Source organism: Haladaptatus sp. DYF46 (genome assembly GCF_021083305.1).
GTDB lineage: Archaea > Halobacteriota > Halobacteria > Halobacteriales > Haladaptataceae > Haladaptatus.
The window spans coordinates 837486-856656 of record NZ_JAJFAY010000001.1 but is presented as its reverse complement, the minus strand read 5'-3'; the positions used below and the strand labels follow the sequence as shown (position 1 = coordinate 856656).

The window sequence follows — 19171 nt, the reverse complement described above, 5'->3', positions numbered from 1 at the left end:
CGACCGTTCGACGGCGGCGGATGGGCGACCCGTTTACCGGAACGGCGGCCTAACTCGATTCGGCGAGGACTTTCCTTCATCCGTTCTCACTGAAATGCAACTGGCGACGCCGAACCATTGTTATTCGCGGCCTGCACGGGAGTGTTCGGTCCGACCGTTCGAGTAGCCCCGACGGACCGAGGAGAAAACGGAACCTACTCGTGTGGTAGGGGGACTCTTAGGGGTCGTCATTCACCGCCAAATCGAACGATATGCAGACGCTAAACGGTCGGTAACGAGACGTTTAATCGGTCTATAGCTATACGTGTCAGTCGTGTTCGAACGGGCGGGGAAACACCATGCCCCAACCACAACACAGCGGAGATGACCGAAACGACGAACGTCACCGAACCGAACGGAAGAAAACGACCGAACGGAACGGTGCGGACCAGCGAACCGAGACCGGTCGTCGGACGAACGACGCACGGACGTCGAGTTGGCTCGCGCGGACCGGTCTCATGACCGGCCTGATTGCCATCGGATTCGTGTTGTTGCTGTTCGCACTCGGCCAAGCAGTCGGTTTCGACCTGCTGGGACTGTTCGCTGACGCGATCAGTTCCCGGACGGGGCGATGGCTCGTCGTGGCCTTCTTCGCCCTACTCCTCATCGGAGTAGCGGAGCGGGGACTTCGTGGCAAGTTGCGCCACATCTAACGATCCCGGCTCTTTTTGTGAAAACGTGAACGTCGTGGCACGCAGTTCTCCGCAGTCGGTTCTGAAGTTCTCCTCAGTCAGTTCTGATGTTGCTCGTCGCACACGCGCAGGTGACTGTCGGGTCGAGAACGTCACCTATCGGCATCGCCTCGCCACAGTCGGTGCAAACGACGTGTGGCGTCGAACGACGCTGACGCTCTCGATAGTATTCGAATGCCCGCGTGCCGATCATCGCCGCCGCACCGGCCCCGACCGCGCCGATCAGTATCGTGTCCAGTGTGGGTTCGCGTGCCATGGTGAGCCAAGGATGGGCCAGTGCCTTAAAGTTGATGCCGAGTTCGGTTCCGATAACCATTTCGGCCGACACGTTTGGACGGGTCGCAAGCGGTTCTTATAAAAACAGGTTCGTCGTAGGGATATTCACGATGTTATCCCTCACGGGTTCCGTCGTCGGCTTCATCGTGAACCTGCTCATCGGTGCCCTCGGCATCTACATCGGTGCGCGGGTCGTCACGGGAACGGACGACTACGGCTACGCACTCATCACGGCAATAGTCGGTACAGTCATCGGTGGAATCGTCGCAGTACTCGTCGGATGGTTGTTCGGATGGCTCATCGTCCTCGTCGCGTGGATTTGGGTCATCAACTGGCGCTACCCCGGCGGATGGGGCAACGCCATCGGAATCGGCCTCATCGCATGGCTCTCGGTGGTCGTCATCACCTACGCGTTGGTCTTCCTCGGCGTCCTGACGTCCACCGCGCTCGGTATCCCGGCGATCTAATCGCCCAACTCTTCTCCGATCAAATCGACCGCGTTTCTGACGGCGCCGACCGACGAGAGATAACCGGCGCCGACCGTCGCTTTGAGCGCCTTTGCCGCCGTCCCCGTGAGGACGGTCGGCCCGATTTGTGCCACTGCACCGTCGCCCACCGAAACGAGCCATCCCGGCGAGTCGAAAGTGAACTGGTCGAGGCGGGGGTCGAACACGTCCTCGCCGCCCTCGACCGATCGGGCGATGTTTTTCGCCACGACGCGGGCTTCCCGGATGGCGGACTGTGCGCTCGCCGGGACCGCCTCGCCGTCGCCGTCGACCACTCGTGCGGCGTCCCCGACGACGAAGGTTCCGTCGCCGAGTCGGAGCGTGCTATCGACGGTGGGCCGGTCGCCCCCCATCGCGTCGGGGCCGCGAATGCCGCCCGTCCAGACGAACTCGTCGTAGGCGAGGGTTTCGCCGCTTTCCAGCGTGATCACCTCGTCGTCCGTGCTGGACACGGCCGTTCCGGTGCGAATCTCGATGTCCCGTTTTTCGAGTTGGTCCCGAACCGCGTCCTGAAAGTTTTCAGGAAACGCGGGTGCCACGCGGTCGAACTGTTCGAGTAGAACGATTTCGACGTGCATCTCCTCCTCGTCCGCGAGGGCGGCCAGTTCCCCGGCGACTTGCACCCCCGAGAGTCCCGCGCCGCCGACCACGACGCGCCCCCCGTCGGCCGAAAGAAAGCCCTCCCGAATCTCGCGGGCGTGTTCGAGTCGTTTCAGGGGAAGCGCGTGTTCCTCGACGCCGGGGAGGTCGTAGAAGGCGGTTTCGGCACCGAGACAGACGGCCGCGTAGTCGTATTCCAGTTCGCCGTCTTCGAGGAAAACGCGCTTTTCGCCCGGGTCCACGGATTCGACGCGGGTTTCCCGAACCTCGCAGTCGAGGACGTCGGTCAGCGGAATCGAGATTTGGTCCGCGAGCGAGGGCCGACGAATGACGCGGTGGAGTTCGTGTTGAACGAGGTGTTCGCCCGTCTCCTCGACCACGACGACGTTCTCGTCCGCGGACAGTTCCGTTTCGAGTTTTCGGGCGAGGGACAGACCGGCATAGCCAGCGCCGAGCACTGCGATGTCCATGGGAGAACAACGGACGGAGGGGCTAAAGGCCTACTCCCCGCTTAAACAGGGATTCGGGACCTCAGAACAGTGCGTCGTCTTCGGGGAGGAGTTCGGCCGGACCGCCGACCCTCCAACGCATCGTCTCGACGCCGCAGTCGGCGACGACTTCCTCGACGTAATCGGCGTGTTCCGCCGTCGTGTTGACGTACACGCTCGCTCCCGTGTCGGTGGAGTAGTAGACCGGGATTCCCTCGTCCTCGCGGAGCGACCGAACCGCGTCGAAGATTTCGAGCGTTTCGGGCTTCCAGTACACCCACCCCGCCGGGCCGGTCATCGTCGTCGCGGCGAGCGAGAGGGAGTCGTGTTCGGCTGTCTCGAACACGCGGTCGAAGTCGCCGACGCGGAGGGCGTCGCGCATCTCCACGAGTTGGTCGTGGATGTGCGCCAACCGGGCGTCGAACATGTGGCTGTCGGCGGCCTCGCGGTGTGCTTCCTCGGTTTCCTTGTAGGCCGGGACGAGTCCCGCAACGATCCGCACGTCGTCTTCGAGCGGCGATTCGAGGCGCTCCGAACGGCAGTCGTGGTCGTTCAGGCCCATGTGCAGGTCCGAAAAGCCGCCCGTCACGGCGCGAGCGGCGGACGAGGACCCGAGGCGCGCGATGGTCGAGATGTCCGAGTGCGACAGGTCGAGTCCGGCGGCGTCCACGGCGGCCGTCGCGGCGGCGGCGAACCCGGACGACGACGACCCGAGGCCGACGTTCGAGGGGAAACTGTTCTCGCTCTCCAGTCGGACGCGGGTGTCGATTTCCGCCAGTTCTCGAACGCGCGAGACGACTTTGCGAACGCGGTCGGCCGCGTGGCCCGTCAGTTTCTCGCCGTCGACGGTGAAGGTGTCCGATTCGAACGACTCGTCGAACTCGACGGTCGTCGTGGTGTTGCTCGGCGCGGTACAGACGCTGATGCTGTCGTGGTACGGGTATCGCTGTTCCTCGTCGCGCATCCCGTGGTACTTGACCAGCCCCTGAATGGGGTGGGCCTTCGCGGTCGCTTTCATACGGAGATGGGTGCGTGACGGGCGTTTAAACTCTCTGGAATACGAGTCGGACGGTGGACGGGTCTCGGGTCGGCCGTCTTAGAATCGCCGAGCGAGTTCGTAGGCCACCGTCATCGGGAGCAGGACCGCGAGCAAGACGACCGTTATCTCGACCGTCGTCGGTCCCCAATTCGCCCACGCGCTGTAGAAGTAGAGCGCGGCGGCGGCGAGAACGCCGACGACCGTCGAGACGTAGTCCGGATCCGTCCACGAAGCCGAGTGACCATCGAGGGACATGTTCGCCCCTACGAACACCGGGTGTAAGATTCTTTTTCCACGCTGACTAGTTCCCTTCTCTCCCGAAACATCGAATCACTCAAACCGACGCTCTCCGAGAACTGTGACATGGGCGTCCCACTCGACACGCGGGAGGAACAACTGGACGAAATCGTGGACCGACTGTACGACGAGTATCCCGACGCGACCATCTCGCTGAACTTCTCGAACCGCCTCGAACTCCTCATCGCAGTCATGCTCTCGGCCCAGTGTACCGACGAGCGCGTGAACAAGGAGACGGAACACCTGTTCGAAAAGTACCGGTCGCCGGAGGACTACGCGAACGCCGACGTGGACGAGTTGGCCGAGGACTTGAACTCCATCACGTACTACAACAACAAGGCGAAGTGGATCAACAGCGCCTGTGCGACCATCATCGAGAAACACGACGGCGAGGTTCCCGACACGATGAGCGAACTGACCGACCTCACGGGCGTCGGGCGGAAAACCGCCAACGTCGTGTTGCAACACGGCCACGACGTGGTGGAAGGTATCGTCGTGGACACGCACGTCCAACGGCTCTCCCGACGGTTGGGACTGACGGAGGAGAAGACGCCACAAAAAATCGAGTCCGACCTGATGACGTTCGTCCCGGAGGAGGACTGGCAGTGGTTGACCCACCTGTTCATCAGTCACGGTCGGGCGACCTGCACCGCTCGGAATCCCGACTGTGCGGACTGCATCCTCGAAGACATCTGTCCGTCCTCGAAACTCGACACCGAAATCGACCTCGCCAGCGGCGAGGCGTGGAGCTGAATCGAGGATCCGAATCAGAGATAGTCCGTGTGCAGAACGAAAAAGCGTGCGACGCCGAGCGTCCACGCGAGCAGCCAGAAGATGATATAGCCGGCGACACCGGCGCGCAGACGCCACCGCCACGCGTCCATGTTTTCGTGAAGTTCGCTGATGTCCATCTCGGGGTTCGGCGTGCCGTACAGATCGTGGGCGCGTTTGACCTGAAATATCCTGACGATGCCGGTGAGCGCCAGTATCAGCATCGCGTAGGCTTGCAGTCCGAGGAACGCGTGAACCGCCGCGAGTCCGCCACCGAAGTGGTCGATGAACTGGGGAAGCATCCACGTGAGGAAGGGTACCGTGGTCAACAGCAGTCCGACGACGATGAACTTCAGGTGGCGGGTGAGTACCGCCCACGTCACCGGGTCCGATTCGATGATGATCCACGCGCCGTACAGATAGAACGGAAAACTCGCCGTCACGACTAGCGCGACCACGGTCGCAATCGTCGCGTCGGATACCATACTGGATGGTTAGACCGGGGAGCGTTAAACCGTCCGAAACGCCGGGCAGGTCAGAAGACGTTTTAGCCGTCGAAGTGTAAGGTTCGGGTAATGGCTGACTCCGACAGTGGGACGGAGGGTGTGGACGAGACACCAGAGAAATCCCGCGAGGAACTCCGCCGCGAGGTCGACGAGAAGTACGATTTCGAGGACTTCGGCCCCGAGGACATGGCCGAGATGACGCTCGACGAGTGGGAAGTCGCTTTCGACCCCGACTCGTGGATCACCGGAACGGAACTCCTCGACCGCGTGGAGGCCGACCTGAAACACCGAATCGCCATCAGGGAAGTGTTCGCCGTCGTGGAACGCATCACCCGTGACGGCGAACCACAGTTAGCAGCGTATTCGGACGAAGGATACGCCATCGTCTACCCCGACGGAAGCGTCGAAGGGCGGGGAACGGTTCTCCGCGACGTGAAGCCCACCGTCGCGCTGGCGTCGATGGAGGAGTACGACGTTCCCGAGATGCCGGAGGGCGACCAACTGCCCCAACCGGACGAGGTCACCGAAGGGAGCGGCGAACTCGGCAACAAGCTGATGCAAATAATCGGCGCGATTCACGTCCTCGGCGGCGTCGGCATGTCGTTGGCGTGGCTTCTCATCGTCCTCGGCGTCCTCTCCGTCCCCGAATCGGTTCGGGAGGGAGCACCCCTTCTAGCACTCGTCGGCGGTGCCTTCTTCGTGTTCGGACTGTTCGTCCTTCTCATCGTCGCGAACGCCCGGCTTTCCGACAGATTTCGGTCGGAGGAGTACCGAAACAGACTGCGTTCGGCGGGCGTCGAATCCGAGTCGCGCCCCGACTTTCTCCCCCTCGATGAGAACGAGCAGGACGACTGAACGCGGCCGAGACGGCCCCAAACTATCGATGGCGACAATCCATCGTCATCGGTGGGTTTAAGCAAGTCCCATCCTGACCAACACATGTATGAAGAGGCGGGACTTTCTACTGGCGGCCAGCGGTGTTGCTGGCGGAACTGCCGCGGCTGCGGCACCCGCTGGTGCGCAACAAACGACGACGTCAGGAGGCGGAAACGAGTCCGGTGGGAACGGGACTAGTGGAGGCCAAACGACGGCGGCGGGTGCTGGCAACCAGTCGAGTGGAAACCAGTCCAGCGGGAACCAATCGAGCGGAAACCAATCACAAGGCGGTGGGGGCGGCGGCGGTCCGACGAAACAGGTAATCGTCGGGCCGGGCGGCGACCTCGTGTTCGATCCGGACAAGCTGCCAATAACCCCCGGCACGACGGTGAAGTGGGTGTGGGAGTCGAACGGCCACAACGTCGTGCCCGAAAGCCAACCCGAAGGCGCCGGCTGGGAAGGATCCGGCAGTGCGAGCGAGTTGTTCGACTCGGGTCACACCTACTCGCACACGTTCAGTACGCCCGGCGAGTACGCGTACGTATGTTCGCCGCACAAGAGCGCCGGCATGACCGGCACCATCACCGTCGGAAGCGCTGGCGGTGGCGGTGCAGCGGCGGAAGCGGACCCCGAGGAAATGGGCGTTCCGTTCCAGGCACACTACGTCGGTATCGCGACGATTCTGATGGTCATGATGTCGCTGCTCTACACGTTCTTCTTCCTGAAGTACGGCGAGTCGGCACACACCAGCGGAGGGAACAGATAGATGTCCTCATCAGGAAGCACCTACGGTGACATTCACCGGTACGAACCAGCACGCGAAAGTACGACTGCCGCCATCGCAATCGTCCTGTTGACGGTTATCGAAGTCGTGTTCGTCGGTATGTTCACGTACGGCCTCCTCAACGGATGGGGCCTCGCGGAGACCGGCAACATGTTCCTCGGCGGCATCCTCGCGATAATTTTCATCGACCTCGCGTTCGTCCTCATGCTGTACCGCAAGGAGTTCCTCCCCGACGTGATGATCGTCAAGAAGCGTCGTCGCAAATGGGAAGACCTCTATGTGCGCGAGGACCAAGAGGAGGGCATCGAGTCGTTCGGCAACGCGTGGGACCAGTTCAAACGAGCAGTGTACCCTTACTACAAACGATAAACAATGGCAGGAGACGACAAATATCCGGAAAGCACAGGTCGCCGCCGCTTCGTCAAAGGCGTGGTCGGCAGTGCAACGCTCAGCGGCGTCGGTGTCGGTGCCGGTGCCGCGTTGAAGACTGCTACTTCCCCATCCGGTGAGGGTGGCGGTACCACGCAGTACATGGCCGTCGAGAACACCGCAGGACCCGCCCCGCGGGGAATGCCACAGATACCCATCAAAATCGACAGCGAAGGGTACCTCAAGGGGCAGTTCCCCGAGGCGAAGAAGGTCACAAAGAACGGCGAGGAAGTCGTCGTCGCCGAGATGAAGATCGGCGGCATGACGTACTCGCCCGAGTGGTTCCAGTACTGTGGTGTCCAGACGTACAAGGGCGTCGACCCCGAATCGGACCAGGACAACTACTTCCGATACAAGGAAGGGGCGAGCTACGAGTGGCAGGCGGACGTCGAGGCGGGAGGAAAGGTCCACGTCGACGATTTCGACGACTACGAGACGTGGGGCAACGGAATCGGAAAGTCCGGTCTCGGCAAACCCGGGACGGTCACGTGGCGTTCACAGGACGTGGACAGCTCACAGACCCTGACGGTACAGGTCCTGCGAAGCCCGCTCATCGAGAAGAAGGACAACCAGTGGGTCAACGCCAGTACGGACAAAGGGTTCGTCGCGTGGCTCAACAAGTGTACCCACTTCTGTTGCGTTCCCAAATTCAAGGGAATCGCCGGGTCGGCAAAGTTTAACGCGCAGGACGATATCTACTGTCCGTGCCATCAGTCGGTGTACGACCCGTTCAGCCTCGTAAAGAAATCCTTCGTGGCGCTACCACGCCCGGAGGGGGACAGCTAGGATGAGTCTCGAACCAAAAGACGACTACGACCACGGCGAGTGGCTCCGCGAGAAGGACCTCACTCCCATCGAGAGTACGTTTCTCACGACGTTGATGTGGATGGACAAGCGCTTCCGCATCGTGGACTACCTCGAAATTCTGGAGACGTTGTACTACCGCGTCAACCTCCAGATGCCGAAAAGCCACACCGAACAGTACGGCCTCGACAACAAGTTCTGGTACTGGTATCCGCTGTACGCGCTGGGAAGTTTCTCCACCCTCGCGTACGTCGTCGCCGCGCTGAGCGGCGCGTTGCTCGGATTCTACTACTCTCCCTCGACCGCCGGCGACCCGTCGGCCGCGTACAACCAGCTCGCGTTCATCATGACCGACCTGAACTTCGGGTTCATGCTCCGGTCGATTCACCGGTGGTCGGCACAGGTGATGGTCGCGGCAGTGTTCCTCCACATGCTCCGCGTGTACTTCACGGGTGCGTACAAGGAACCGCGCGAAGTCAACTGGATTCTCGGTATCATCCTCATCAGCCTGACGCTGGTGTTCGGGTACACCGGCTACCTGCTCCCGTGGGACCAGCTCGCGTTCTGGGCGGGACAGATCGGCGTCGAGATGAGTCTGTCCGTGCCACTGATAGGCGAATGGGTTGCGAACCTCCTGTTCGGTGGATTCAGTCTGAGCCAATCGACGCTGCAGCGCATGTACATCCTGCACGTGTTCTTGCTCCCGTTCGTCGTGACCACGCTCATCGCTGTCCACATCGGCATCGTCTGGATGCAGGGCATCGCGGAACCACACTGATACAATGACCGACGAAAACGAATCCCAACCCCGAACCGACGGAAGTGGTACCGGCATCGTCCCGCCGGACGACGAGACCCCGACGTGGCTCGAACGGAAACAGCGAACGCAAGGGCTCTCCCGGCTGACGTACGAATACTTCGAACGCTCTCGACGCGAGGACCAAGACCTCCGACAGGAGTCCAGTTACGTCGAACGTGACGTGCTGGCGTTCCCGACGTGGCCCCACGAGATGATTCGAAACCTCTCCATCGGGAGCTTCTTCATCGGGATGATTCTCTTCCTCTCGGCGGCGCTCCCGCCGCACCTCGGTCCACCGGCGGACCCGAGTTCGACGCCGGCAATCATTCTTCCCGACTGGTATCTCTACTGGTCGTTCGGCCTGCTGAAGCTCGGACCGCTCAACCCCGAACTCGCCATCCTCGGCGGACAGAAGCTGATGGCGGACCGGACGTACGGTGTCGTCGCCAACGTCGTGGTGGTCGGCTTCATCGCTATCGTTCCGTTCCTCAACAAGGGGAGCGCACGACGGCCGGTCGAACAACCGTTCTGGTCCGCGGTCGGCGTCGGCGGCGTCACGTTCGCCACCACCATCAGCGCGCTGTCCATCAAGAACCTGCTGCCCATCTCGGCGCACCTGACGTTCGACTTGGCGTTCTTCGTGCCCGTTATCGCGGCGACCATCACCTACACGGTGCTGAAGTCGATGCGCGAGGGGTACATGTTCAGCCTGAACCGCCGGTACTACCGACTTCGGCCGCCGAAGTAATCCACTCACCCACTATATTTCCATGTCTTCATCTCGGGACGACGACGAAGAGCGGCGTTACTCGACCACCGCCGACGAATCGGAGGACGACACGACGGACGATTCCGGTGGAATCCGGTCGCGCGACGTCGTCGTCCCGCTTCGGGTGTACAAAGCGGTCACCGTCTTCTCGACGATGTTCGCCGTCTTCGGCGTCGTCTTCGGCTTCATCCTTCTCGATTCGGCAACCGATCGAGCGACCGCACCGCTCCCGCAGGTGGACTTCCCGCTCGCCATCTTCGGCCTGTTCCTCATCGCCACCGGTGCCGTGGTGTACGCCTTTTCGACCCGGTTCCGTACCGAGGGAATGGGAAAGTCTAAAGACGACTCCGACGAACCGTCTAACAATGGCTGACGAATTCGCAAAGGGACTCGGTATCGCGGCCACCGCGGGGCTTGCATGGATGACTCTCTCGGGGTGGTACACTACCCCCGGCTTCGAGGAAACGCAACTCATCGGGGAGGTTCCCACCGGATTGGACATGTACGGGAACCTCGCTCTCATCCTTCGCGAGGCGACGTTCTGGCTCGCCATCTTCGGAATGGTGTTCTTCTGGGTGGTCATCCCGGCCGTGCGCCAGATTCGCCAGTCCCGAGCGTAAAACGAGTTCCGTTCCGCTGTTTTCGCTCTCTCTATTCTCCTCTCGACTTGCTTACCCTGTTCTTCCTACCCGTCTATTTTCGTCCCCGGATTCTCCCCGCCGAGGAACGCCGTCACGTCGTCCGGGCCGAAAATCGACGCGGGTGCGCCGAGTTCGAGCAGTGCGTTCACCTTTCCGGCCATGCCACCGGTCACATCGGTCGATTCGCTTTCGCCGAGAACGTGTTCGACGGCATCGTATGACGTGATTTCGGGAATCACGGCGTCGTCTTCGTCGAGGACGCCGGGGACGGTCGAACAGAAGCCGACGCGGTCCGCGCCGAGCTGGCGGGCGACCGACGTGACGAGTTCGTCGCCGCTGACGATGGTGACTCCCTCGCCCTCGTGAACGACGACGTCGCCGTACAGCACCGGAACGAATCCCTCGCCGAGCATCGTGGCGATTTGTTGAACGGGGAGCGAGAGGGTCGCGTTCGAATCGCGCGACGCGACGGAGAAGGGGTGGACGGGAACGGCGGGAACGCCGCGTTCGTGAAGGCGACCGAGAACGAACCGGTTGAGCGTCTCCATCGCGCCATGGATGTCGATTACCGCATCGACATCGCCGCTTCCGACCGTCTTCGACACGCCGTGCTGGCTCGCGTGATGGTGGCCGAAACTACCGGCACCGTGGACGAGTACGAGGTCGTCCGTTCGCGCGTCGGCCACCGCATCCGCGAGGAAGTCCAATCGTTTACCGTCCAACGTATCGGGACGGTCCTTGTCCGTGATGACGCTTCCGCCGAGTTTGAGAACGGTCAGGCTCATTCGACGCGCACCCCCTCGGTGTCGAGTTCCGCACGAAAGGCGTCCTCACATCCGGGCGTGAATCGAAGCGCCGTCTCCGTCTCGTCCGTCGGGTCGAGGGCGACGATACAGCCGCCGCCACCGGCACCCGTCAGTTTCGCCCCGAGCGCACCCGCATCGCGGGCCGCCCAGACCATGTTGTCCAGCGAGCGCGAGGAGACGCCGAGTGCCTCCAACAGGCCGTGATTGAAGTTCATCAGCATCCCGAGCTTCTCGACGTCGCCTTCGGCGAGTACCTGTTCACCCCGTCGAACGATATCACCGATGCTTTCCACGGTCTCTGCGGCGAAATCGTACTCCTCGCGTAACGCCCGGACGCCCGCGACGAGCTTTCCGGTGTCGCCCGCACCGCCGTCGAAGCCGACGACGATGGGAAGGTCGGGGGCCTCGATCTTTCGGCAATCGTCGCCCTCGACGCGAACCGCGCCGCCGGTCGCACAGCAGAAGGTATCGGCGCGCGACGCTTCGCCGTCCTGTACCGCGAGTTCGGCCTGATACGCCCTGTCGGCGAGTTCGTCGCTCGACAGTGAGACGCCGAGTTCGCGGGTCGCGGCGTCGATCGCCGCGACGGTGACGGCGGCGGAAGAGCCGAGTCCCGCTCCGAGCGGGATGTCGCTCTCGACGGTGATATCGAACCCCGCATCCGGAATCCCGGTTGCTTCGCGGACTTGCTCGACGGACGCGTCGATGTACCCCGTCGCCGCGCGAACGAGCGATTCCGATACGTCCACGTCCGGGGTTTCGTCGGTACCACGACCGTACTCGATGGTAAACCCGTCGAGGCTCAAATCCTCCGCATTGACGCGAAGGCGGTCGTCGTCGCGCGATTCGACGGTCACTGTCGCTCGGCGTTCGATGGCGCACGGAACGGCGGGTTCGCCGTACACGACGGCGTGTTCCCCGAAAAGATACACTTTCCCCGGGGCGCTGGAAACGGTCATGTTCGTGGCTCCGCACCGGGACGTAACAGGGTTTTCGGACTGCGGTCCGCTCGGCGTCGAACCGGTCGCAACGTTCAGCGCGACCATCGAGGAGATCGCCTCCAGCGCGGAGGAAGTCAGCAGTCAGAGTACGGAGACGAAAACCCTCGCGGAAACGTCCGCCGACGCCGCGGTCGGGACGCTCGCCACCGTCGATGACGTATCCGAGAGCACCGGGGAAGTCGTCACCGACGCGAACGAACTCGAAAATCGTATCGACGAAATCGACGAAATCGTGGAGGTCATCGACAACATCGCCAAACAGACCAACCTCCTCGCGCTGAACGCGAACATCGAAGCGGCACGCGCCGGGGCGGAAGGCGACGGTTTCGCCGTCGTGGCGAACGAGATCAAGGATCTCGCCGAGCAGTCCAAAAAACGCGTCGAACAGATAGAAACCATCGTGGACGACATCAGGGACACCGCACTGAACACGGTCGAGAGCGTCGAAGCCACCAACGACGGCATCGTTGCTGCCACCGAAGAGATAGAGACCGTCGTCGAAAACCAACAGTCCATCGTCACCGCCGTTCAGGAAACCGACGTGGGAATCACGGAAATCGCGGACGCGACGGACGAACAGGCCGCGAGCGCGGAGGAGATCGCGAGCATCGTCGACGACAGCGTTCGCCGAAGCGAACGGGTGGCGGGTTCGGTCGAAAACATCGCCGACGCCAACGAACACCAGACGGAACTCGTCGCGAAACTCGAAGCCAGCATCCGGGCCGCCAAAGCGGAAATGCAGAAGTCGCTCGACTGAGACGCGAGGAATCCGTTTTTAGGTCATCATTCGGAGGGTTCAAAATCGTATCACGACCGGAAGCGGTCGCTATCCGGCGAGCGAATCGGAAAACGGCGCGGTTCGGATCGAAAACTCGACGATTAAATCTCGCTCTCGAAGTCGTCGAGCGAGTAGGCGGGTTCGGCACCGCGGCGGTCGAGCGTCTCGTTGGCGAGCAGCCAGTAGACGACCGACAGCGCTTTGCGACCTTTGTTGTTCGTCGGGACGACGAGGTCGACGTTGCTCGTGCTGTTGTTGGAGTCACACATGGCGATGACGGGGATGCCGACCGTGATGGCCTCCTTGACCGCCTGTGCGTCTCCGATGGGGTCGGTGACGACGACGACGTCGGGTTCGATGTAGCCGTCGTACTTCGGGTTCGTCAGCGTGCCCGGGATGAATCGACCCGTGCGAGCGCGAGCGCCGACCGCGTCGGCGAACTTCTCGGCCGGGAAGCGCCCGTACTGGCGCGAGGACGTGACCAGAATCTGCTCGGGGTTGTAGTCGGCGAGGAAGTTCGCCGCCGTGCGGATTCGCTGGTCCGTCTTGCTCACGTCGAGGACGTACAGGCCGTCCGTTCGAACGCGGTGGATGAACCGTTCCATGTCCTCGGTCTTCTGCTGCGTACCGATGTGGACACCGGCGCCGAGGTAGTCCTCGACGGGGATGAGGAGGTCTGCCTCCTCGTCGCCGAGAACGTCCTCGTCGAACTGTGGTTCGTCTTCTTCTTCGGTCTCGTCCGCCTGTGCGGCGACGTCTTCGTCAGGGTCGACTTCGGGTTCCGCACCGGACTCGCCGGTCGGTTCCGCGTCGATCTCCTCTTCCGCGGCGTCGAGACCGTCCGTTTCTTCTTCTACCTGTTCGGAATCGTTATCGCTCATAATCGTGATACGTTCTGCTCGATTCGGATGAGTTCGTTGAGTTTGGCGGTTCGCTCGCCACCGACCGCACCCGTCTTGATGAACGGCGCGTCGGTCGCTACGGCGAGGTGTGCAATCGTCGTATCCTCGGTCTCCCCGCTTCGATGCGAGATGACCGGGTCGTACCCGTTCTCGACCGCGAGTTCGACGGCGTCGAACGCGTCCGAAAGCGTACCGATCTGATTCGGCTTGATGAGGATGCTGTTTCCGGCACCCTTCTCGATGCCATCGGAGAGTCGCTCGACGTTGGTGACGAACAGGTCGTCACCACAGATGAGGGTCCCGTTACCCACCTTGTCGGTGAGTTTCGCGAATCCCTCGTAGTCGTTCTCGTCCAACGGGTCCTCGACGTATGCGAGGTCGTACTCGTTCACGAGGTCGGCGATGTACTCGATCTGTTCGTCGGTCGAGCGCGTCCGGTCGCGGTACTGATACTCGTCGGCGTCGGCATCGTACATCTCGGCCGCGGCCACGTCGAGACCGAATCGAATCTCGAATCCGAATTCGTCGGAGACGGTCGAGACGGCTTCCTGCATGACTTCGAACGCATCGTCGTCGTCGATGGACGGTGCCCACGCGCCTTCGTCGCCCTTCGCCGAGGGAATACCGCGTTCATCGAGGATGTCCGCGACTTCCTGATGGACGGCGGCGTTGGCGAACACCGCGTCTTGGACGCTCGGTGCGCCGACCGGCGCGGAGAGGAACTCCTGAATCGCCGTGGCGTCGGCGGCGTGTTCGCCACCCCCGATAACGTTCCCGAACGGAATCGGGAAGTTGTCGCCGCGGAACGCACCGCCGAGGTGCTGGTAGAGTGGTGCACCGAGTACGTCCGCCGCGGCCTTCGCAGCGGCCATGCTGATGGCGACGGCGCTGTTCGCGCCGATTTCGGAGAAGTTGTCCGTTCCGTCCGCGGCACGCAGGGTCCGGTCCACGTCGCGCTGGTCGCCGACGTAGACGCTCCCTTCGAGTCGCGGAACCGCGAGTTCACGGGCGGACGCGATCGCCTCGTTCGTGTCGAGTTCGATAGCTTCGTACTCGCCCGTGCTCGCGCCGCTCGGCGCGGCAGCACGGCCGAATCCGCCGCTCTCGGTCAGCACGTCCGCCTCGACGGTCGTGTTGCCACGGGAGTCGAGTATCTCGCGCAGACGAACGGCTTCGATGCGCGTCATTCCGCCTCCCCACGCCGAACGGAGAACGGCAGTGCGCCAGCGTCGTACTCCTCCGCCGCGATGAGTATCGGCTGGGACTCGTCCGTCTCGATGAGGACGGGTGCGCCATACGAAACCTGCAGTGCGCGTGCACCGAGGATTCGTGCTTTTTCGTATCGGGAGTATCGTTGTTGAGCCATTACTGGTAGGGTGCGACGATGTCCACGAGGTCTTTGTGAGCGACGATCATCCGCCGGCAGCAGTGGCGTTCGACACCGAGGTCGTCGAGGACCTTACCGGGGTCTTCGTTGCCCATCTGTGTCTCGGCGCGCGCCTTGTACTCCTGCCAGTGTTCGCTCACTACGTTGCCACACGTGAAACACCGGACTGGGATCATCATGGGGTAATCACCTTAACGGTAGGACTTCTGGTAGCGGGCGCGGGCACCGGGGCCGCCCCACTTCTTCGGTTCGGACTGGCGGACGTCGTTGACCAACAGGGAACGGTCGAACTCCATGAACGCATCACGGAGTTCGGCGTCACCCATGTACTGGACGAGACCGCGCGCGATGGCGGTGCGGACGGCGTCTGCCTGTCCGGTGGTTCCGCCACCCGAAACGCTCACTTCAACGTCGACTTCCTCTCGCTCGTCGTCCGCGATGCGGAACGGTTCGAGCATCTTGAGGCGAGCCATCTCCGGCTCCACCAGTTCGACTGGCTTCGAGTTGATCCGTACGCGACCCTCGCCGTCCGTAACCGTGGCGCGAGCGATGGCCGTCTTCTTCTTTCCGCTCGTGTTCGTTACCATGTGACGTTAGCACCTAGGTATTCGCTGACTTCGCCCAGCTGGACGAAGCGGATGTTCGAGAGTCGGTCCAGCGACGTTCCGTCGAGGATTTCGCCGTCCTCGTCGTACGGGTTGCCGACGTAGACACGCACGTTCTCGAAGGCTTCGCGCCCCCGTGGCTTCTTGTACGGGACCATTCCCCGAATCGAGCGCTTTGCGAGCATGTCCGGGCGCTTCGGATAGTACGGCCCCTGATCGGAGCTGAGATTGAAGCGCGTCTCGAATTTGTTCAATACGTCCTGTTTGCCGCCCGTGATGATAGCTTGCTCGGCGTTGACGACGGCGATCGTCTCGCCGTCCATCGCACGCTGTGCAACCTTGCTTGCGACGCGACCGAGAATACAGTCGCGCGCGTCGACGACGACATCTGCGTCGAATTCTGCGATGCTCATCGAATCACCCGCACGTCGGAACCGCTGGGATTTTGTTCGATTGCCTGTTCGAGTTGGATCGGTTCGCCGTTTGCCTGCTGGATCTTCGTCTCCGCAGTCGACGAGAAGTCGACCGCAGCAACAGTGACGTTCTTCTGCAGGACGCCGCTACCGAGAACCTTGCCGGGTACGATGACGGTCTCGTCTTCCTGTGCATACCGCTCGATGCGGCCCAGGTTGACCTCCGCGTGCGTACTCCGTGGTTTCTCGAGGCGTGCTGCAACGTCGGTCCACACGTCGGCGTCCGAATCACGGGACACCGACTTGAGTTCGGCGATGAGACTACTGAGCCTCGGGTTAGTTTTACTCATGCTACTTCCTCCAAGTACTGAGAACTGAAGTGCAGGGAGCAGGATTTGAACCTGCGGACTCCTACGAGACAGCGCCCTGAACGCTGCGCCGTTGGCCAGACTTGGCTATCCCTGCACGCTGAGAACACGTGCGCACCCTCGCGGGCAACACAGTGTTGTCCGTGGCCCTTAAAACCACTTTCGATTGCCGAGGCGGACGCCTCGACTTCCGCGAACGTCCATCGTCCGCGGGTCCGGCGATTCCGGGAGTCGAAACTCTCCGTCGAATCGGCGGACTCGTCAGGGAGGTTGTAAGGGCCGGTCATGGTTATAGTTGAATTGCCTGTTCGAGTTCGTCCGCACGTTCGGTGAGCGAATCGACGGCCTGCGTCACCAGCTCTTCGACGGTGAACGAGCCGTCGCTTTCCACGTCGAACACGAAGGCGTTCGGAACGTCGTGAACCTCGACTTCCTTACCGGGGAACCGCTGAGTGAGGTCGTGGTCGAACGTCTCCGTCGGGACGAGTTCGCCATCGTTTTCGATGGTTCCGCGAAGGATTTGGGGTTCCTCTTCCCCGAACTCGTCCCGGTCGCCGACGACTTCGACGCGCTGCAGGTGCCGATAGCCGACCGCGACGCCACCTTGGTGTTTGGCGTGGTCCTTCCCCGAACCGAGAATCGCGTCGGCTTCGAGTTCGAGACGCTGACCCTCTTTCAGGTCGATGATCGGAACGTTATCGTCGGCGGGATGCACCATCTCGTCCGAGCTGATGAGGTCGCCCGAGAACGCGGTTCCCGGCCCGGAAACGTCGAGGCTGAGCGTTACCGTGTCGCCCTCCTCGAACTCTCCGGGCGGCGTCGTCAGCGGAACGAGTCCGAGACGCAGTCCGATCTGCTCGTCGAACATCACCGAGGAGTTCTCGATGACTCGGAGCGTGTCGATGGACAGCGTCGGAACGTCCGCTATCATCGCTCGGCGAATCCCGTTCGCGAACGCCGGAGTGACGTTGCGGACGAGGAATCGCGCCTTGCGTTCGCCGCGGTCGATGAACTCTACGTCGAAGTCTTCGGTCATGGGTTAGAATCCACTACCTTTCGGTGCGCGGGTACCGTCGTGCGGGATCGGTGTTACGTCCTCGATACGACCGATTTCGATGCCGGCACGGGCGAGCGCTCGAATCGTCGCCTGCGCACCGGGACCGGGATTCTGCTGCAGGTTGCCACCGGGGCCGCGCACGCGAATGTGCAGGCCGTCGATGCCAGCCGCTTTGACCTCTTCGGCGACCGTTTCGGCCATCTGCATGGCCGCGTACGGCGAGGACTCATCACGGTTCTGCTTCACGACCGAGCCACCGGACGACTTCGCGACCGTCTCGGCACCCGTGAGGTCCGTGATGGTGATGATGGTGTTGTTGAACGATGCGTGTACGTGGGCGATGCCCCAGGTTTCGTCGTTGTCGCTCATTCGTTACCCTCCGACCGTTCGGGGTGCAGTTCGTCCGCAAGCGGGCTGTGCTCGTCGAAGGAGATGTCGGCCTCCTCGTCGATCTCGACCTTGTACGACGGAACCGACACGCGCTGACCGTTCACCGTCACGTGACCGTGGGTGATGAACTGACGCGCCTGTTTCGGCGTGTGGGCGAGGCCCTTTCGGTACGCGACGGTCTGGAGACGGCGCTCCAGCACGTCGGTGATGTCGAGGAGCAGAACGTCGCCGAGTTCGTCGCCATCGCCGAGGATGCCGAGTCGCTTCAAACGCGACAGGAACTCGTCGCTTTCGCTCTCTTCGTCGCCGGAGATGTCCCCGAGAAGGGACCGTGCCTCGCGGCGGTAGTTGCGAAGTTCACTCTGGGTTCGCCAGAGCTCTTCCTTGTTCTTCAAGCCGTATCGGTCCATCAGACCGTGTTCCTCGGCGATGCGCTCGCCCTGGAACGGGTGATTCGGCGTCTCGTAGAACTTGGTGTTCTCACCGGGAAGGGACATTATTCGTCACCCTCTTCCTCGGCCGCCGCGGCCTCTTTGATCTCCTCGACGTTGACACCGATCGTACCCTCGGTACGACCCGTGGACTTGGTTCGCTGACCGCGAACTTTCTGTCCACGCTTGTGTCGGACGCCTTTGTAGGAGTCGATCATCTGCATCCTGTTGAGGTCCCGACGTCGGGACATCGACAGGTCGTTACCAGTCTCGTGGGTCGTCTCGCCGGAGAAGTATTCCTTTCGGTGGTTCGTGAGCCACTCAGGAACTTCGTCGGCGTAATTTTCGACGGCCTCGACGACACGCTCGATGTCGTCCTCGTCGAGTCGGCCGAACGTCGCCGTTCGGTCGACGTCCGCCTCCTCGGCGACGATTCGGGCCGTTCGACGACCGATCCCGTTCATTCCGGAGAGGGACCGCTCTACGGTCTTCGTCCCATCGAGGTCAGTTTGCCCGATGCGGACGAAGTACCGAAGGTCGTCGTCTTCGTCCTGTGGTTGTTCGCTACTCATAGTTGATAGTTTGGAGCGTCGAGGGAGGGATTCGAACCCTCGAGGCTTGACGCCACAGAGTTAGCAACCCTGCGCCGTGGGCCAGACTAGGCTACCTCGACACACTCGTTCGTGTATGTTCGCCCTTCCGGACTCGGGACGCGTG

Annotated in this window: 30 protein-coding genes and 2 tRNA genes; 12 read left to right on the top strand and 20 right to left on the bottom strand. The window is 62.1% G+C overall.

Going from position 1 to position 19171, the window contains the following annotated elements:
• Nucleotides 1–338: 338 nt before the first annotated feature.
• Nucleotides 339–692, top strand: coding sequence for a hypothetical protein (locus LJF34_RS04860; protein ID WP_231183642.1), 354 nt, complete (start codon nucleotides 339–341; stop codon nucleotides 690–692).
• Nucleotides 693–765: 73 nt separating this feature from the next.
• Here the strand turns inward: LJF34_RS04860 and LJF34_RS04855 are convergent, their stop codons facing one another.
• Nucleotides 766–987, bottom strand: a complete 222-nt coding sequence (locus LJF34_RS04855) for a hypothetical protein (RefSeq protein WP_231183641.1) — start codon at nucleotides 985–987, stop codon at nucleotides 766–768.
• Between the two features lie 130 nt (nucleotides 988–1117).
• Between LJF34_RS04855 and LJF34_RS04850 the strand changes: the two genes are divergently transcribed.
• A complete protein-coding gene (locus LJF34_RS04850; protein WP_231183640.1) occupies nucleotides 1118–1474 on the top strand; it encodes a hypothetical protein in 357 nt (118 codons plus the stop codon).
• On the opposite strand, the gene LJF34_RS04845 is transcribed toward LJF34_RS04850, so the two are convergent.
• The 3 genes from LJF34_RS04845 to LJF34_RS04835 form a co-directional block, all read right to left on the bottom strand.
• The gene (locus tag LJF34_RS04845; RefSeq protein ID WP_231183639.1) at nucleotides 1471–2583 is read right to left on the bottom strand and encodes an FAD-dependent oxidoreductase; all 1113 of its coding nucleotides are present in this window, start codon (nucleotides 2581–2583) and stop codon (nucleotides 1471–1473) included. The genes LJF34_RS04850 and LJF34_RS04845 overlap by 4 nt on opposite strands.
• Before the next feature lie 61 nt (nucleotides 2584–2644).
• Nucleotides 2645–3619 carry a phosphomevalonate decarboxylase MvaD gene (mvaD, locus tag LJF34_RS04840; RefSeq protein ID WP_231183638.1) on the bottom strand — a complete coding sequence of 325 codons (975 nt, stop codon included), beginning with the start codon at nucleotides 3617–3619 and terminating at the stop codon, nucleotides 2645–2647.
• 78 nt (nucleotides 3620–3697) lie between these two features.
• Nucleotides 3698–3895 (bottom strand): hypothetical protein, encoded by a 198-nt coding sequence (locus LJF34_RS04835; protein ID WP_231183637.1) that lies wholly within the window; start codon nucleotides 3893–3895, stop codon nucleotides 3698–3700.
• A 108-nt stretch (nucleotides 3896–4003) separates the two neighbouring features.
• Between LJF34_RS04835 and nth the strand changes: the two genes are divergently transcribed.
• Nucleotides 4004–4690, top strand: a complete 687-nt coding sequence (nth, locus tag LJF34_RS04830; protein ID WP_231183636.1) for an endonuclease III — start codon at nucleotides 4004–4006, stop codon at nucleotides 4688–4690.
• Nucleotides 4691–4704: 14 nt separating this feature from the next.
• Here the strand turns inward: nth and LJF34_RS04825 are convergent, their stop codons facing one another.
• A complete protein-coding gene (locus tag LJF34_RS04825; RefSeq protein WP_231183635.1) occupies nucleotides 4705–5193 on the bottom strand; it encodes a hypothetical protein in 489 nt (162 codons plus the stop codon).
• Nucleotides 5194–5283: 90 nt separating this feature from the next.
• Between LJF34_RS04825 and LJF34_RS04820 the strand changes: the two genes are divergently transcribed.
• The 8 genes from LJF34_RS04820 to LJF34_RS04785 all read left to right on the top strand — a co-directional run bounded on the left by LJF34_RS04820 (nucleotide 5284) and on the right by LJF34_RS04785 (nucleotide 10295).
• Nucleotides 5284–6069 carry a hypothetical protein gene (locus LJF34_RS04820; RefSeq protein WP_231183634.1) on the top strand — a complete coding sequence of 262 codons (786 nt, stop codon included), beginning with the start codon at nucleotides 5284–5286 and terminating at the stop codon, nucleotides 6067–6069.
• 88 nt (nucleotides 6070–6157) lie between these two features.
• Nucleotides 6158–6856: a plastocyanin/azurin family copper-binding protein gene (locus LJF34_RS04815; protein WP_231183632.1), complete on the top strand. Its 699-nt coding sequence runs from the start codon at nucleotides 6158–6160 to the stop codon at nucleotides 6854–6856.
• Entirely contained in the window at nucleotides 6857–7243 is a 387-nt protein-coding gene (locus LJF34_RS04810) for a hypothetical protein (protein WP_231183630.1), read from the top strand.
• Between the two features lie 3 nt (nucleotides 7244–7246).
• Nucleotides 7247–8089 (top strand): Rieske 2Fe-2S domain-containing protein, encoded by an 843-nt coding sequence (locus LJF34_RS04805; RefSeq protein WP_231183628.1) that lies wholly within the window; start codon nucleotides 7247–7249, stop codon nucleotides 8087–8089.
• A 1-nt stretch (nucleotide 8090) separates the two neighbouring features.
• Nucleotides 8091–8885, top strand: coding sequence for a cytochrome bc complex cytochrome b subunit (locus LJF34_RS04800; protein WP_231183627.1), 795 nt, complete (start codon nucleotides 8091–8093; stop codon nucleotides 8883–8885).
• Between the two features lie 4 nt (nucleotides 8886–8889).
• Entirely contained in the window at nucleotides 8890–9654 is a 765-nt protein-coding gene (locus tag LJF34_RS04795) for a cytochrome bc complex cytochrome b subunit (protein WP_231183626.1), read from the top strand.
• Between the two features lie 22 nt (nucleotides 9655–9676).
• Nucleotides 9677–10048, top strand: coding sequence for a hypothetical protein (locus LJF34_RS04790; RefSeq protein WP_231183625.1), 372 nt, complete (start codon nucleotides 9677–9679; stop codon nucleotides 10046–10048).
• Nucleotides 10041–10295, top strand: coding sequence for a hypothetical protein (locus LJF34_RS04785; RefSeq protein ID WP_231183624.1), 255 nt, complete (start codon nucleotides 10041–10043; stop codon nucleotides 10293–10295). The genes LJF34_RS04790 and LJF34_RS04785 overlap by 8 nt, the downstream gene beginning before the upstream one ends.
• A 65-nt stretch (nucleotides 10296–10360) precedes the next feature.
• Here the strand turns inward: LJF34_RS04785 and LJF34_RS04780 are convergent, their stop codons facing one another.
• Together LJF34_RS04780 and mvk are read right to left on the bottom strand one after the other, a co-directional pair.
• A complete protein-coding gene (locus LJF34_RS04780) occupies nucleotides 10361–11101 on the bottom strand; it encodes an isopentenyl phosphate kinase (RefSeq protein ID WP_231183623.1) in 741 nt (246 codons plus the stop codon).
• Nucleotides 11098–12081 carry a mevalonate kinase gene (gene mvk / locus LJF34_RS04775; RefSeq protein ID WP_231183622.1) on the bottom strand — a complete coding sequence of 328 codons (984 nt, stop codon included), beginning with the start codon at nucleotides 12079–12081 and terminating at the stop codon, nucleotides 11098–11100. Before mvk ends, LJF34_RS04780 begins: the two co-directional genes overlap by 4 nt.
• Before the next feature lie 4 nt (nucleotides 12082–12085).
• Here mvk and LJF34_RS04770 point away from each other — a divergent pair, with 4 nt between their 5' ends.
• Nucleotides 12086–12880: a methyl-accepting chemotaxis protein gene (locus LJF34_RS04770; RefSeq protein ID WP_231183621.1), complete on the top strand. Its 795-nt coding sequence runs from the start codon at nucleotides 12086–12088 to the stop codon at nucleotides 12878–12880.
• 122 nt (nucleotides 12881–13002) lie between these two features.
• On the opposite strand, the gene rpsB is transcribed toward LJF34_RS04770, so the two are convergent.
• From rpsB to LJF34_RS04705, 13 genes are all read right to left on the bottom strand, one after another.
• Nucleotides 13003–13782, bottom strand: a complete 780-nt coding sequence (gene rpsB, locus LJF34_RS04765; RefSeq protein WP_231183620.1) for a 30S ribosomal protein S2 — start codon at nucleotides 13780–13782, stop codon at nucleotides 13003–13005.
• Entirely contained in the window at nucleotides 13779–14990 is a 1212-nt protein-coding gene (gene eno / locus LJF34_RS04760) for a phosphopyruvate hydratase (RefSeq protein WP_231183618.1), read from the bottom strand. Before eno ends, rpsB begins: the two co-directional genes overlap by 4 nt.
• Nucleotides 14987–15169, bottom strand: a complete 183-nt coding sequence (locus LJF34_RS04755; RefSeq protein WP_231183616.1) for a DNA-directed RNA polymerase subunit K — start codon at nucleotides 15167–15169, stop codon at nucleotides 14987–14989. Before LJF34_RS04755 ends, eno begins: the two co-directional genes overlap by 4 nt.
• Nucleotides 15169–15369 carry a DNA-directed RNA polymerase subunit N gene (locus tag LJF34_RS04750; protein WP_231183614.1) on the bottom strand — a complete coding sequence of 67 codons (201 nt, stop codon included), beginning with the start codon at nucleotides 15367–15369 and terminating at the stop codon, nucleotides 15169–15171. The genes LJF34_RS04755 and LJF34_RS04750 overlap by 1 nt, the downstream gene beginning before the upstream one ends.
• 12 nt (nucleotides 15370–15381) lie before the next feature.
• A complete protein-coding gene (locus tag LJF34_RS04745; protein WP_231183612.1) occupies nucleotides 15382–15777 on the bottom strand; it encodes a 30S ribosomal protein S9 in 396 nt (131 codons plus the stop codon).
• Nucleotides 15771–16208, bottom strand: coding sequence for a 50S ribosomal protein L13 (locus LJF34_RS04740; protein WP_231183611.1), 438 nt, complete (start codon nucleotides 16206–16208; stop codon nucleotides 15771–15773). The genes LJF34_RS04745 and LJF34_RS04740 overlap by 7 nt, the downstream gene beginning before the upstream one ends.
• On the bottom strand, nucleotides 16205–16558 hold the full coding sequence (locus LJF34_RS04735; RefSeq protein WP_231183610.1) for a 50S ribosomal protein L18e: 354 nt from the start codon (nucleotides 16556–16558) through the stop codon (nucleotides 16205–16207). Before LJF34_RS04735 ends, LJF34_RS04740 begins: the two co-directional genes overlap by 4 nt.
• 30 nt (nucleotides 16559–16588) lie before the next feature.
• Nucleotides 16589–16673 (bottom strand) — tRNA-Leu (locus LJF34_RS04730).
• Nucleotides 16674–16865: 192 nt separating this feature from the next.
• On the bottom strand, nucleotides 16866–17612 hold the full coding sequence (locus LJF34_RS04725) for a DNA-directed RNA polymerase subunit D (RefSeq protein WP_231183609.1): 747 nt from the start codon (nucleotides 17610–17612) through the stop codon (nucleotides 16866–16868).
• A gap of 3 nt (nucleotides 17613–17615) precedes the next feature.
• Nucleotides 17616–18002, bottom strand: coding sequence for a 30S ribosomal protein S11 (locus LJF34_RS04720; protein WP_007978883.1), 387 nt, complete (start codon nucleotides 18000–18002; stop codon nucleotides 17616–17618).
• Nucleotides 17999–18520 (bottom strand): 30S ribosomal protein S4, encoded by a 522-nt coding sequence (locus LJF34_RS04715; protein ID WP_231183608.1) that lies wholly within the window; start codon nucleotides 18518–18520, stop codon nucleotides 17999–18001. Before LJF34_RS04715 ends, LJF34_RS04720 begins: the two co-directional genes overlap by 4 nt.
• On the bottom strand, nucleotides 18520–19026 hold the full coding sequence (locus LJF34_RS04710; protein WP_231183607.1) for a 30S ribosomal protein S13: 507 nt from the start codon (nucleotides 19024–19026) through the stop codon (nucleotides 18520–18522). The genes LJF34_RS04715 and LJF34_RS04710 overlap by 1 nt, the downstream gene beginning before the upstream one ends.
• Nucleotides 19027–19042: 16 nt before the next feature.
• Nucleotides 19043–19127: transfer RNA gene (locus LJF34_RS04705), tRNA-Ser, on the bottom strand.
• Nucleotides 19128–19171 lie beyond the last annotated feature (44 nt).